11 protein-coding genes are annotated in these 14015 nt (G+C 65.4%); all 11 read right to left on the reverse strand.

The features are described 5' to 3' along the window. Positions 1 to 4: 4 nt before the first annotated feature. Complete coding sequence (locus ABJ196_RS03290; RefSeq protein ID WP_347305211.1) at positions 5 to 1549, reverse strand: transcription antitermination factor NusB; 1545 nt, start codon at positions 1547 to 1549, stop codon at positions 5 to 7. Continuing rightward, positions 1546 to 2493, reverse strand: a complete 948-nt coding sequence (fmt, locus tag ABJ196_RS03295) for a methionyl-tRNA formyltransferase (protein ID WP_347305212.1) — start codon at positions 2491 to 2493, stop codon at positions 1546 to 1548. Before fmt ends, ABJ196_RS03290 begins: the two co-directional genes overlap by 4 nt. A 13-nt stretch (positions 2494 to 2506) precedes the next feature. After that, the gene (gene def / locus ABJ196_RS03300; protein WP_347305213.1) at positions 2507 to 3016 is read right to left on the reverse strand and encodes a peptide deformylase; all 510 of its coding nucleotides are present in this window, start codon (positions 3014 to 3016) and stop codon (positions 2507 to 2509) included. A gap of 402 nt (positions 3017 to 3418) precedes the next feature. Continuing rightward, positions 3419 to 5449, reverse strand: coding sequence for a primosomal protein N' (locus ABJ196_RS03305; RefSeq protein WP_347305214.1), 2031 nt, complete (start codon positions 5447 to 5449; stop codon positions 3419 to 3421). Positions 5450 to 5476: 27 nt separating this feature from the next. Next, positions 5477 to 6703, reverse strand: a complete 1227-nt coding sequence (metK, locus tag ABJ196_RS03310) for a methionine adenosyltransferase (RefSeq protein ID WP_347305215.1) — start codon at positions 6701 to 6703, stop codon at positions 5477 to 5479. Between the two features lie 113 nt (positions 6704 to 6816). Next, positions 6817 to 8070 (reverse strand): bifunctional phosphopantothenoylcysteine decarboxylase/phosphopantothenate--cysteine ligase CoaBC, encoded by a 1254-nt coding sequence (gene coaBC, locus ABJ196_RS03315; RefSeq protein ID WP_347305216.1) that lies wholly within the window; start codon positions 8068 to 8070, stop codon positions 6817 to 6819. Between the two features lie 78 nt (positions 8071 to 8148). After that, positions 8149 to 8445 carry a DNA-directed RNA polymerase subunit omega gene (gene rpoZ, locus ABJ196_RS03320; protein ID WP_066493173.1) on the reverse strand — a complete coding sequence of 99 codons (297 nt, stop codon included), beginning with the start codon at positions 8443 to 8445 and terminating at the stop codon, positions 8149 to 8151. 56 nt (positions 8446 to 8501) lie between these two features. Continuing rightward, positions 8502 to 9080, reverse strand: coding sequence for a guanylate kinase (gmk, locus tag ABJ196_RS03325; RefSeq protein WP_257052139.1), 579 nt, complete (start codon positions 9078 to 9080; stop codon positions 8502 to 8504). A gap of 25 nt (positions 9081 to 9105) precedes the next feature. Continuing rightward, positions 9106 to 9426: an integration host factor, actinobacterial type gene (gene mihF, locus ABJ196_RS03330; protein ID WP_066493167.1), complete on the reverse strand. Its 321-nt coding sequence runs from the start codon at positions 9424 to 9426 to the stop codon at positions 9106 to 9108. A 373-nt stretch (positions 9427 to 9799) separates the two neighbouring features. Then, on the reverse strand, positions 9800 to 10684 hold the full coding sequence (pyrF, locus tag ABJ196_RS03335; protein ID WP_347305217.1) for an orotidine-5'-phosphate decarboxylase: 885 nt from the start codon (positions 10682 to 10684) through the stop codon (positions 9800 to 9802). Further along, positions 10668 to 14003: a carbamoyl-phosphate synthase large subunit gene (gene carB, locus ABJ196_RS03340; protein WP_347305218.1), complete on the reverse strand. Its 3336-nt coding sequence runs from the start codon at positions 14001 to 14003 to the stop codon at positions 10668 to 10670. The genes pyrF and carB overlap by 17 nt, the downstream gene beginning before the upstream one ends. Between the last annotated feature and the right edge of the window lie 12 nt (positions 14004 to 14015).

Consider the following 14015-nt stretch of genomic DNA (forward strand, 5'->3'; position numbering starts at 1 on the left):
GAATTTAGGCCCCGCGACGCAGCGCAGCGAAGAACATCGCGTCCGTGCCGTGACGGTGCGGCCACATCTGCACGGACAGCTCGCGGCCGGTGTCCCCCATGTCCGGGATAAGCGCGTGCGCATCGAGCTCGACAGCGCCGAGCTCTTGCCTGGCACGGTCGACGATAGCGCGGGTCTCACGCAGGTCCGGTGAACAGGTCGAGTACACGACGATGCCGCCCGGGCGCACGAGGTTTAGCGCCGAGCTCAGGAGCTCGAACTGTAGAGGCGCAAGCTTGCCGATATCCGCCTCTTCCTTGCGCCAGCGTGCCTCCGGGCGTCGACGCAGGGCGCCAAGGCCCGAGCACGGCGCGTCGACGAGGACGCGATCGAAGCCGGGCTCAAGGCCCGGGGTGCGGCCGTCGGCGACGTGGACGTCGACGGGCAGGCCGTCCGTGGTTTTACGCACGAGTTCGGCGCGGTGCGGCGAGACCTCGACGGCGTCGACGCGCGCACCCTCGATGCGAGCGAGCGCACCCATGAGTGCCGCCTTACCGCCGGGGCCAGCGCAGAGATCGAGCCAGCGTCCGCCATCGGCGCCCTCGATGGGGGCCTCCGCGACGGCGCGGGCGATAAGCTGCGAGCCTTCGTCCTGAACCGCGGCCAGGCCCTGCTTCACGGGTTCAAGGTCGCCCGGGTCGCCGTGCTCCATGTAGACGGCGTACGGCGAATACTTGCCTTCCTCGAAGCCGGTCATCAGCGCGAGTTCCTCGGCGGAAATCTCTCCGGGGCGGGCCACGAGGTGGACGAGCGGGCGCTGTGAGTCAGCGTCGAGCGCCTCCTCGAGCTCACCGAGACCGAGGACGCGAGAGAAGGACTCGGCAATCCAGGCCGGGTGCGCATGCTTGAACGCAAGCGCTGGGATTTCTCCGGCGGGTGCCAGCCGGTTGAGCCACGCCTCCGGAGTCGTGCGGGTAACGGTGCGCATGATGCCGTTGGCAAAGCCCTTGGCCTGCTCGTGCCCGGCGGCCTCGACGAGGCGCACCGTCGTGTCGACCGCGGCGTGCGGTTCCACGCGGGTGTAGAGCACCTGGTAGGTGCCCAGGCGCAGCGCGGTGTGAACCTCGCGCGCCATGGCCTCGAGACCGCGGGTTGCGCAGCGTGCGATGACCGCGTCGAGGACGCCGAGGGCGCGCAGTGTGCTATAGGTCAGCTCCGTAGCAAATGCCGCGTCACGGCCCTCGAGCTTCGCCTTACGCAGCGCCTTGGGCAGCACGAGGTTGGCAAAGGCGTCATCGGTCTCGACACGCAGCAGCGTATCGAAAGCAACGGCGCGCGGTGCGTCGACGCCTACCTGGCGCGCCGAGCGCAGGAAATCCTTGGCGGCTTGCTCGCGGGAACTGCCACGGCGCTGCTGGCCCTGGCCCTTGCCGCGATCGCGGTTACGGGAACCGCGGTGGTCATCGCGGCGCTGGCCACGGTCGCGGCGCTCCTCGCGCCGTTCGCGGTTGTCGCGCTCGGGTGTGGGCTTGTCTCCCGACTTCGAACGGGAACGGAATCCTCCGGTCACTGGAACGTCACCTCTCCATTATCGACATCCGCGAGCGCACCACGCGCCCAGTCTGCGGCGTTCATCATTTTCTTTCCTGGCGGTTGAATCTGCCCCAAGCGTACGGTGTCCGTCGCTGTTCCGACGAAGACTGCCTTCTTGGTGACGGCGAGCTGGCCTGGGGCCAGCGGCGAGGGGGCATCGGCAAGCTGGACGGGGCCAACCTTGATGCGGTCCTCCCCCAGCATGGTCCAGGCCCCGGGGCCTGGGGTGTGTGCGCGGATGTGGCGATCGACGGCGAAGGCAGGCGTCGACCAGTTGATGCGCGCGTCCTCGGTCGTAATCTTGTGCGCGTACGTCGCCTCACCCTCTTGCGGGCGCGGATCGATGATCCCGGCAGCGAGACCGTCCATCGTCGCGACGAGGAGATCGCCGCCGGCGTAGGCCAGGCGCGTGAGGAGATCGTCAGCGGTGTCCGTGGCGCGGATAGACTCGGTCATCGTGCCGAGGACGACGCCGGTGTCGAGCCCCTCGTCGATGCGGAAGGTGGTGGCTCCCGTGACGTCATCGCCGGCGGCGATGGCAGCCTGGACCGGAGCGGCGCCGCGCCAGGCGGGCAACAGCGAGAAGTGCAGATTTACCCAACCATGCGTAGGCACGTCGAGGAGATCCTTGGTGATGAGATTGCCGTAAGCGACAACGGGAATGCACTCGGGCTGGAGTTCCGCGAGACGGGCGCGCAGGGTCTGGCCGTCCTCGGTGCCGGGCCCCAGCGTGGTGGGCGTAAGCACCTCAATATTGTGCTCCATGGCAAGCGCCTTGACCGGGCTGGGGTGCAGCGTGCGGCCGCGGCCCCGGCGCGCGTCGGGACGAGTAATGACGGCCACGACCTCGTGCTCGGAGGCGATGAGCTTTTCTAGAGCCACGACGGCGGGTTCGGGCGTGCCAGCAAAAATCAGTCGCATGTGGGGTCTCCTTTTACGCGTTGAACCAGTCGGAGGCGCGGACCTCAGCCATGGCCTGCTTGCGCACGTCGCCGTGGAGGCGGTCGAGGAAGAGCACGCCGTCGAGGTGATCCGTCTCGTGCTGAACGCAACGGGCCATGAGCCCGGAGACGACCATGCCGACGGGGCGCCCGAAGACGTCGAAGCCGGACACGCGCACCGTTTCATGGCGCACAGTCTCCGCCGAGATATCCGGAATGGACAGGCAGCCCTCGGGGCCGACCTGGAGCATGTCCCCCAGCGGCTGCCACACGGGGTTGACGAGCGCGCCGCGCATCCCCGGCTGCACGTGCGAGCAGTCATAGACGAAGATGCGCTTGGTGAGCCCAATCTGGTTGGCGGCCAGGCCCACTCCACCGGCGTCTTCCATGGTCTCGAGCATGTCATTGGCGAGCCGCTCGAGACTCGAATCAAACGTGTCGAAAGGCGTGGCGATGCTGGTCAAGACCGGATCGCCGTAGATGCGGATATCGCGAATGCTCAAGGTGCTGCTCGTTCTCCTGCGTAATAGTCTTTGGTAATAGACAGTCAAGTGACCAGAATAGTGCACGTCCGGCCCGGAAAGCGCGACGGCCCCGCGCGTTGGCTCGTGCTTCTCGGGGAAGCTCGCGCGACGGCGTGGACTCACGCGGCAACTGAGTTGTTGCCCAATTGCTACCTAGTCGCAGGCTGGGTGGAGCCTGGCTGCTGTGTCGTTGCTGGGGCGGCGAAACAGGAAGAGCCCAGCCAGACGTTGACGCGGGGTTGGCCCGCTCGTCCTTATCGGACGCAATTCCGTGCCGGATTAAACATTAATCGCCAAACATACGCTACGGGAGTAAAAATCAATCGTGTGCAATGCTGGGTTTCATTAACACCAATAACTTGAGAAACAACCTCTTCCGGTTTAACCGATGTTTATGGGGTCTACTTGGATGCGCAGCGGGAGGTCGTCTTTGCGGATGCTGCGCGCGGCATTCGCTTTCCGCAGCGCGGTGCCCAGCTGTGCACGCGGCCCCAGCGGAATGCGAATGAGGACGCGTTGCGCCGGGCCGTACTTCTCCTCGTCATACTGCCCCGGCGGGGTCACTCCGACAGGCAGCGGGACCGGACCAAGGACTTCGGCATGATCGGGAAGCTCAGCGGTGCGTAAGAACTCTTCGAGCGACGCATGGGCGCCATCGACGGCAGCCATGTGGACCGCGGGCGGGAAACGCACTTCACGGCGAGCAGCGAGCTCCGCCTGCGCGGCGCCCACCATGTCCCACCGGCACAGGTAGTCGACGACGGGCAGCTCCGGCTCCGCGGTAATGATCACTTCCCCGCCCTTCATGGCAGGACTCACGAGGGTGACGGCATGCGCCCACGTATCGAGGGCGTCCTCGGTGGCGCGCATATCCTGGCGCCCCAGCAACGCGCCGGGCTCGAGGAGCAACGCTGCGCCGTAGCGCTCCCCGCCCTCCACGTGGGGCTCGGCGCCGGGCGTGGCGATCACAAGCGCCGGCTTAAACGGGATCTCGTCTATCACCTTGTTACCGCCGGAGACGATGATCCGCGTCTTCGTAAACGCACGGCCGAGTTCCTCGGCGGTGCGCTCAGTGCCCAGGACGATGGCGCGGAGTTTGGGCGATCCGCACTCGGTGCACCGGTGCTTGGCGTCGACGCGGCCGCACCAGGCGCAGGTGGGCAGCGAGCCGCGCTCAGGGTCGGAGCCCTGCTGGCTCATGCCCAGTGGGCCGCCACAGTGACGACAGCGAGCGGGGTTGCCGCAGTTGCCACACGAGAGGATGGGCGCGTAGCCCTTACGTGGGACCTGGACTAGGACGGGTTCGCCGCGTTCGAGCGCACCACGGGCGGCTTGGTACGCGGGGCCGGACACGGAGGTCGTGCCGCCGCGCATGTCGCGGGAGATAGTAAGGCCGTAGCGGCCCACCGCGGCAATCTGCGGGCAACGGGCATGCAATGTCGCGGCGCTCGCCACAAGGTCATGAGCCCAGCCAGACTCGACGAGGAGCTGGGTCTCCGCCGTGCGCGCATGGCCGGCGAGGATAAGGCTGGCATGTTCCAACGCGGAGCGCGTTGTGAGAACCTCACGGGCATGCACATAAGGCTTGAGCGGATCGACAAGGTTATCGTCGCCATCGTCAAGGATGACCGCCAGTCGCAGGTCGTGTACAGGTGCGAAGGCGGCAGAACGCGTGCCCAGCACAATACGCGCCTGGCCCTGGAGAGCCGAAAGGTAGCGTCGGTAACGCGCCTGAGGGCCCAAGGAGTTCGCCAACGTGGTGACCTGCTTGGCACCTACGACGGCGCGGAAAGCTGCTTCGAGACGATCGAGGGACTTCTGGTTTGGAACGACCATGAGCACTCCTCCCCCGTCGCGGGCGACCTTCGCGCCTAAGGCCGCGAGCGCGCTGGCCCAATCATCGCCGGGCGCGATCTGCCACGCGGCGCGGGCGACGTTTCCGGCGAGGACGGCATCGACAAAGGATTCACCATGGAGATAAGCGGACCATCCGGACAGGTCAGGCTCGACAGACTCGCCGAGTTCCTCCCATGGCGTGGTGAGATCTGACTCTTCCGCCTTCGCGTGGCGCGGCGGGATTGCCACGCGAATGATATCCGAGCGCGCGCCGCCGTAGCGTTTGGCAAGCGACTCCACGAGAGCAGAGAGTTTCTCCGTATAGACGGGATATGGCGAAACCACGCGGTCGATAAAGCGCAGCGTTCCTTGGAATTCAGTCTCCGCGCCGCGGGCCAGGATGATGCCGTCCTGAAGTTGGCCATTGAAGCGAATGCGCACGCGAACGCCGGGTTGGGCGACCTCGGACTCCGCCTCGTCGACGTAGTAGTCGAACGCCCGGTCCAGGTGCGCCACCCGTAACAACGGCAACACCCGCACGACCGGGTCAACGGCGGCGGGTGTTTTCTTAGGCATAGCGCTCGATTCTAGCGCGTGCGGGGGCTAGAGACCGGCGGCGGCACGCAGCAGCGGCGCACGCGAGGTGTCCTCCCAGGGCAGGGACACATCGGTGCGGCCGAAGTGGCCATACGCGGCGGTCGCGCGGTAGATCGGACGCAGCAGGTCAAGGTCCGCGATGATCTTGTGCGGGCGCAGGTCGAAGACCTCGTTGACGGCGGCCTGAATCTGGCCGTCGGTGAGCCCATTCTTGGCGGTGCCGAAAGTCTCGACGTACAGGCCGACCGGCTGGGAGCGGCCGATGGCGTAGGCCACCTGGACCTCCGCGCGGTCCGCGAGCTCAGCGGCGACGATGGTCTTCGCGACCCAACGCATGGCGTAGGCCGCAGAACGGTCGACCTTGCTCGGGTCCTTGCCGGAGAAAGCGCCGCCGCCGTGGCGCGCCATGCCGCCATAGGTGTCGACGATGATCTTGCGACCGGTGAGGCCCGCGTCGCCCATAGGGCCGCCGAGAATGAAGGAGCCCGACGGGTTGATGAGCAACTTCGTCCGTTCGTCGTAGTAGCGATCGAGGTCGTTGGCCTTGATGACGTACTCGACGACCTCGGTGCGCAGCGGCTCGACGAGCCACTCGCGGTCGACCTCCGGATCGTGCTGGGTGGAGATGACGATGGTGTCGATGCGCACCGGGTTATCGTCTTCGTCGTAGGCGAAGGTGACCTGCGTCTTGCCGTCCGGGCGCAGGTGCGGGACGATGCCCTCCTTGCGCACGGCGGTGAGGCGGCGTGCAAGGTGGTGAGCCGTGGAAATGGGCAGCGGCATGAATTCCGGGGTCTCGTTCGTGGCGTAGCCAAACATGAGGCCCTGGTCGCCGGCGCCGGTCTGCTCGAGGTCGTCACCGGCCTCGCCGGAGCGAATCTCGTCCGCGACATCGACGCCTGCGCCGATCTCCGGGGACTGTTCGCCAATGGCGACGTTGACGCCACAGGTGGTGCCGTCGAATCCGACGTCGGAGGAGATGAATCCGATGTCGACGAGGGTTTTGCGCACGAGTTGCGGGATTTCGACATAGCCCGTCGTGGAAACCTCGCCCACGACGTGGACCTGGCCGGTCGTTACGAGGGTTTCCACGGCGACGCGGGCGTGGGGGTCTTTCTCGAGCAAGGCGTCGAGGATGGTGTCGGAAATGGCGTCACAGATTTTATCGGGGTGGCCTTCAGTGACCGACTCAGACGTAAAGAGTCGGGTCGCGGTCACGGCGTTATTCGTCACGTTATGTGTGTCCTTTGTATAACAGGGGTGAATAGACGGCGCATGGTTCTGGCCCCAAGCGTTGACAAAGGGCAATATTAGACCAAGCGGTCTATCTTGGCAATTAACGCGGCCTACTCCGAGGCAATTGCATTCACGGCATCCAAGATCTGGGCCGCGACCACCTGTTTACTGCCCAGCTCCACAACGGTCGGCTCGGCACCGCGACGCAAAAGCCAGCCCGAGTTCGTCGTCTGGCCGAAGACTTTGCCCACGCCGACCTCGTTCGCCATGAGCACGTCGCAGCCCTTGCGTTCAAACTTCGCGCGCGCGTAATCGAGCGCCGAATGCGTCGCATCGCCCGTCTCCGCAGCGAAGCCGGCGATGACGACGCCGTCTTTGAGCTCACCGGCGTCGCGGCGCGCGACGAGGCCTTTGAGGATGTCCGGATTCTCCACGAGGTGCAGCGTCGCAAGCTCCTCGTCCGCATTCCCTTTTTTCATCTTCGAGTCGGCGACATCCGCGGGGCGGTAGTCTGCCACGGCCGCGGCCATGATGATGACGTCGGCCTCCGGCGCGCGCTCGTTCATGGCGGCGTCCATCTCCCGCGTCGAGCCCACGCGTACAATCTCTGCACCCGAGGGAGTCTCCAACGCGTCCGTCGCGCCAGCGACGATGGTCACGCGCGCACCACGCTGCGCGGCAATTTCCGCCAACGCATAGCCCTGGCGCCCCGACGAACGGTTGCCGATATAGCGCACTGGATCCACGTTCTCCTGGGTGCCGCCAGCCGAGATAAGCACGCGGCGCCCCTCCCAGTCGAAGGGCGTGCGATAGCCGGCGAGCTGCGTGCGGACAAACTCCGCAATCTGGGACGGCTCCGGCAGGCGTCCTGAGCCAGAGTCCTTGCCCGTGAGTCGGCCATGTGCGGGCTCCATGACGGTCACGCCGCGGCGGCGGAGCGTAGCCACATTCTCCCGCGTAGCCGGGTTGTTCCACATCTCCGTGTGCATGGCAGGCACGACAATGACGGGACACGTGGCCACGAGCACCGTCGCGGTGAGCAGATCATCGGCGCGTCCGGCCACGAGACGTGCAAGGACGTCGGCGGTAGCGGGCGCGATAACGACGGCATCGGCATGCTGGCCCACGTTGACGTGCTGGACCTCGTCGACGGCATCGAAGACCGTCGTGGAGACGGGATGGCCGGACAAGGCCTCGAAAGTCGCGGCACCCACGAACTGCAATGCGTTGGGCGTGGGCACGACGCGCACGTCGTCGCCGTGCTCTTTCAAATCGCGCACGAGATGGCAGGCTTTATAGGCGGCAATGCCTCCGGCGACGCCGACAACAATATTTCGAGGTGATGCAGAAGCGGAAGAAGTCACGGGCCAATAATACGCGAAACCCCGCGTCCTGCCCGTGAAAACGGTAAGACGCGGGGTGGTCGCGACGGAGCGAGCGGCTTACTTGCCTTCCTCGTGGTCGAGGAGGCCAGCCTGGATCTCGCGCAAGGCGATAGACAGCGGCTTCTCGCCCGGCTCCGGGGTTACCAGCGGGCCGACGAACTCGAAGACGCCGTCGTCCTGCTCCTGGTAGTAGCTGTTGATCTGTCGCGCGCGCTTCGCAGCGAAGATTACCAGCGCGTACTTGGAAGAGACCTTCTCCAGCAGCTCATCGATCGGCGGGGCGGTAATGCCCGTGGGCGGATCGAAGACCGGCTCGACCTTGGCCTCGTTGTTCACGGCGGTCACGTTAGTCACATGCACCTTTTCGTCAATTGTGGTTGTGAAAGAATTCTTTGGGCAGTCTCCGCAGCTTAAGCGGACTGTCCTTGCAGGATAGCACTGATAGCTGCGACGGCGTCATCGAGATTTTCGTTGACGATGACGGTGTCGAACTCATCTTGTGCCGCCAGCTCCTTGCGGGCTGTCTGCAGCCTGCGCTCAATGACCTCCGGCGTTTCCGTACCGCGGCCGGTGAGGCGCTCGACGAGCACCTCCCAGGACGGCGGAGCCAGGAAGACAGTGTGAGCATCGGGCAACGCAAGCTTGACGTTGCGTGCACCCGCCAGGTCTACTTCCACCAGCACGGGACGGCCGGCCGCGCGGGCCTCCGCCACAGGGCCTGCCGGCGTTCCAGAACGCTGCAAGCCTCCGTGAATCTCTGCCCATTCCAGCATGGAGCCGGAATCGATCTGAGATTGAAACTCCTCCGGAGTAACGAAGAAGTAGTCGACCCCATCGCGTTCGCCGGGACGGGGCTGGCGCGTCGTCATGGACACGCTGAAGTAGAGCTGGTCTACGTCGTTGCGCAGGCGCTGGACCACAGAGGACTTACCCACGCCGGCAGGGCCCGCCAAAACGACGAGCTCACCGTGTGTTTGTGCTCCAGACACTTCTGCCTTCTTCTAGGTCCGGGGCTTAGGACTCGTAGCCGAAGTGCTCGAGCAGGGCACGACGCTGGCGGTCGCCCAGGCCACGCAGACGGCGGGTCTGAGCGATCTCGAGGTTGTCCATGATCTCCTTGGCCTTGACCTTGCCGACCTTCGGGAGAGCCTCGAGGAGTGCGGACACCTTGGTCTTGCCGATGATCTCGTCGGTCTCGGCCTTCTCCAGGACCTCCTTGAGGTTGGTCTCGCCGCGCTTGAGTGCTGCCTTGAGCTCAGCACGAGCCTTACGGGCCTCAGCGGCCTTTGCGAGTGCTTCCTTGCGCTGCTCGTCAGTCAACTTAGGGAGTGCCACTTCGGTATCCTCCGATATTTCTAGGTGATTAATGGGTCTGCTTGGCGCTACAGGCGCCGAAGTTCTCGGTAAAAACTGCCTCTCAACGGGGGCAACTCGTGCGAGTTACACCCATGGAAGCATACCGACTTCTGGCAATCCTAGCACCGGTTTTGTTCCTGCGGCGATAACAGGGCCGAACGCGCCGCCACGAGTGCGACGTTTCAGCACGTCATCGCGCTGCGTGTCATAAAGTACCAGCACAACGGCCTAAGGATTAAATCGAGCTGGGATTTTCACAAGAAAACTCCCCTACCTGCGTAAATACTCCGGCCCGAAAACGCACGAAGAGCCCGGATGGCCTGCATCCGGGCTGCTCAGGACGGCAAAAATTCTAGGTCTGCGCGCTAAACTCCGCGGCTTGGTTGCGCACCGCGTCGCGCAGCGCGTCAACGCTCGGCCCTTGTCGCAGGACGGAGCGCGAGACGTTGGCGAAGCCCAGCTCCGGCGCGGCCTGGGTCATAGCAAGCACATCGCTTGCCGATGCCCCCTGCGCGCCGACGCCCGGCAGAAGCACCGGGCCGCCCAGGGCGTCGAGGACCGGCGGGTGCGCGAGGGTCGCGCCGACGACGACACCGACGTTGCCGGGACGGCCAGCAGCCGTGTGCGGCGCGTTATACGTAGCCGCCTCGTCGACCATACGCTGGGCGATGGTGCGGCCGTCTGAGTCCGTGATGGACTGCAGATCGACAGCCTCCGGGTTCGACGTCGCGGCGAGGACGAAGACGCCGCCGCCTACGCGCTCGGCCGTCTCGAAGACCGGCGCCAGCGCGCCAATGCCGAGATACGGCGAGACCGTCACCGAGTCTGCGCGCAGCGGCGAGGTCTCCCCCAGCCACGCATCCGCGTAGCCGGCCATGGTGCTGCCGATGTCGCCGCGTTTGGCGTCCGCAATCGTGAGGCAGCCCGCGTCGCGCAGGTCCGCGAGCGCGCGCTCGAGCACCGCGAATCCCTGCGAGCCGAAGCGCTCGAAGAACGCGACCTGCGGCTTGACCACTGCGGCCGTCTCGGCAAACGCCTCGACACACGTCTGCGTGAATGTGCGGAGGCCATCGACGGTGTTGTCGAGGCCCCAGGCCTCGAGCAGCTGAGCGTGCGGGTCAATGCCCACGCACAAACGCCCACGCTCGCGGCCAGCGGCGACGAGACGCTCACCGAACGTCGCATCGCTGCGCGCCACCTCGCTGCGCTCGGTGACGGAGTTATTTGGCTGGGGCATGCTCAAGCTCCTGGAGGGAACGCACGGTGAGGTTGCCCTGGCGCAGGGCCTCAATGCCCTGGACCGCGGCCGTGACGCCCTGGACGGTGGTCACGCACGGGATACCAGCCGTGACGGCAGCCGTACGAATCTCATAGCCGTCGTGACGAGCGCCCGCGGAACCAGCCGGGGTGTTGAGCACCAGGTCGATGTCACCGGAGAGGATCTGGTCGCGAATGGTGGCCTTGCCCTCTGGGTTCTCGGAGACCTTGACCGCGACCTCGCACTCGACGCCGTTGCGGCGCAGCATCTGGGCGGTGCCGCGGGTGGCGACGATCGTGAAGCCCATGAGCGCCAGGCGCTGAATCGGGAAGATGAGCATGCGCTTGTCGTGGTTGGCGACGGAGACGAAGATGGTGCCCTCGGTGGGTAGCGCGCCGAACGCAGCGAGCTCGCCCTTGGCGTAGGCCGCGCCGAAGTTGTCGGCCAACCCCATGACCTCGCCGGTGGACTTCATTTCCGGGCTAAGCAGCGTATCGAGTGGCTGGCCATCCGGGCGGCGGAAGCGGTTAAACGGCAGGACGGCTTCCTTGACCGCGATGGGGTGCTCGAGCGGGAGCGAACCGCCGTCATAGTTCTCCGGCAGCATACCCTCGGCGCGCAGCTCCTTGATGGAGGCACCCATCATGATGCGCGCGGCAGCCTTCGCCATCTGCACGCCCGTCGCCTTCGAGACGAACGGCACGGTCCGGGAAGCACGCGGGTTGGCCTCGATGACGTAGAGGACGTCATCCTTGAGCGCGTACTGAACGTTCATCAGGCCCTTGACGCCAATGCCATGGGCCAGGCGACGCGTGGACTCGCGGACGGTCTCAATGTCCTCCGGGCCGAGCGTCATCGGCGGCAGCGCACAGGAAGAGTCGCCGGAGTGAATGCCGGCCTCCTCGATATGCTCCATAACGCCGCCCAGGTAGACCTCGTCGCCGTCGCACAGCGCGTCGACGTCGATCTCGATGGCGTTATCGAGGAAGCGGTCGACGAGCACTGGGTGGTCCGAGGTGATCTCGGTGGCACGTTCGATGTAATCGTGCAGGGAGGCCTCGTCGTAGACGATCTCCATGCCGCGGCCGCCCAGAACGTAGGACGGGCGCACGAGCACCGGATAGCCGATTTCGGCGGCGACAGCCTTGGCCTCGTCGAAGGAGGTGGCGGTGCCGAACTCCGGTGCCGGAAGCTCCGCACGGCTCAGCACCTGGCCGAATTCGCCACGATCCTCGGCGAGGTTGATAGCGTCAGCCGTGGTGCCGACGACCGGGACGCCAGCCTCGGTGAGCTTCTCCGCCAGGCCCAGCGGGGTCTGTCCGCCGAGCTGGACGATGACGCCCGCGACGGTGCCGGAGGAAGCCTCCGCGTTGTAGACCTCCATGACGTCTTCGAAGGTCAGCGGCTCGAAGTAGAGGCGGTCGGCCGTGTCGTAGTCGGTAGAGACGGTCTCCGGGTTGCAGTTGACCATGACGGTCTCGTAGCCCGCACGGGAGAGCTCGAGGGCTGCATGGACGCAGGAGTAGTCGAACTCGATACCCTGACCAATGCGGTTCGGGCCAGAGCCCAAGATGATGACCTTTTCACGGTCGCGCTGCTCGACAACTTCGGACTCGGCGTTCGGGTCGAGCTCGTAGGCCGAGTAGTGGTACGGCGTCTGCGCCTCGAACTCACCGGCACAGGTATCGACCGTCTTGAAGACCGGGCGAATGCCCAACGACCAGCGCAGGCGACGCACGCCGTCCTCGCCCGCGAACTCGGGGCGCACGGCGGCAATCTGAGCGTCGGACAGACCCATGTACTTGGCCTCGCGCAGGAGGTCTTCATCGAGCACGGGGGCACCGGAAAGCCGCTCGCGGAAATCGACGAGGGCCTTGAGCTCGGCAAGGAACCACGGGTCAATCTTGGAGTGCTCGAAGACCTGCTCGACGGTCGCGCCCAGGCGCAGGGCAAGCTCGACGTCGTACATGCGGCCCTCGGTCGGGGTCTCGAGGTCCTTGAGGACGGCCTCGATGTCGGTGGCACGGTCGCCGGCGAAGTACTCGTCCGAGCGGGTCCAGAAGCCAGCCATCTTGGTTTCCATGGAACGCATGACCTTGTTGAGGCCCGCAATGTAGTTGCGGCCGATGCCCATGGCCTCGCCCACGGACTTCATGGTGGTGGTGAGCGTGTCGTCCGCACCCGGGAACTTCTCGAAGGCGAAGCGCGGAGACTTGACGATGACGTAGTCGAGGGTCGGCTCGAAGGCGGCCGGGGTCACGCCGGTGATGTCGTTGGTGACCTCGTCGAGGGTGTAGCCGATGGCGAGCTTGGCGGCGAGCTTCGCAATCGGGAAACCAGTGGCCTTGGAAGCCAGCGCGGAGGAACGGGACACGCGCGGGTTCATCTCGATGACGATGATGCGGCCGTCGTCCGGGTTCACGGCGAACTGGATGTTGCAGCCGCCGGTATCGACGCCGACGGCGCGAATAATGGCGATGCCGAGGTCACGCATCTTCTGGTACTCGCGGTCCGTGAGGGTCAGCGCCGGGGCGACCGTGACGGAGTCGCCGGTGTGAACGCCAAGGGCGTCGACGTTTTCGATGGACGCGATGACGACCACGTTGTCGTCGCCGTCGCGCATGAGCTCGAGCTCGAACTCCTTCCAGCCGAGAATGGACTCCTCGATGAGCACGTTGGCTTCCGGCGAGGCGGCCAAGCCGCCGCCGGCAATGCGGTCGAGGTCCTCGTTGTTAAAGGCCAGACCGGAGCCCAAGCCGCCCATGGTAAACGACGGGCGAACGACGACGGGCAAGCCCAGTTCCTTGACGGTCTCGTGGACCTCGTCCATGTTGTGGCACACGCGGGAGCGCGCGGACTCGCCGCCGATGGAGGCCACGATGTCCTTGAACATCTGGCGGTCCTCGCCGCGTTCGATGGCCGGAATGTCTGCGCCAATGAGCTCGATGCCGTACTTGTCAAGGATGCCAGCACGGTCGAGCTGGATGGCCGCGTTGAGCGCCGTCTGGCCGCCCAAGGTGGCGAGCACAGCGTCGATCTTGTGGCCCTCTTCGATTTCCTTCTGGAAGACCTTCTCGATGTAGGCCGGATCGATGGGCTCGATGTAGGTGTGGTCCGCGAACTCCGGGTCGGTCATGATGGTGGCCGGGTTGGAGTTGATGAGCGTGACGCGCAGGCCCTCTTCCTTGAGGACGCGGCAGGCCTGGGTACCGGAGTAGTCGAACTCGCAGGCCTGACCGATAACGATCGGGCCGGAACCGATGACCAGGACGTGGTTGATGTCGTTGCGCTTAGGCATGAATTTCTTTCT

Source organism: Corynebacterium sp. SA-MJD20WY100 (genome assembly GCF_039822565.1).
GTDB classification, from domain to species: Bacteria; Actinomycetota; Actinomycetes; order Mycobacteriales; family Mycobacteriaceae; genus Corynebacterium; species Corynebacterium phoceense_A.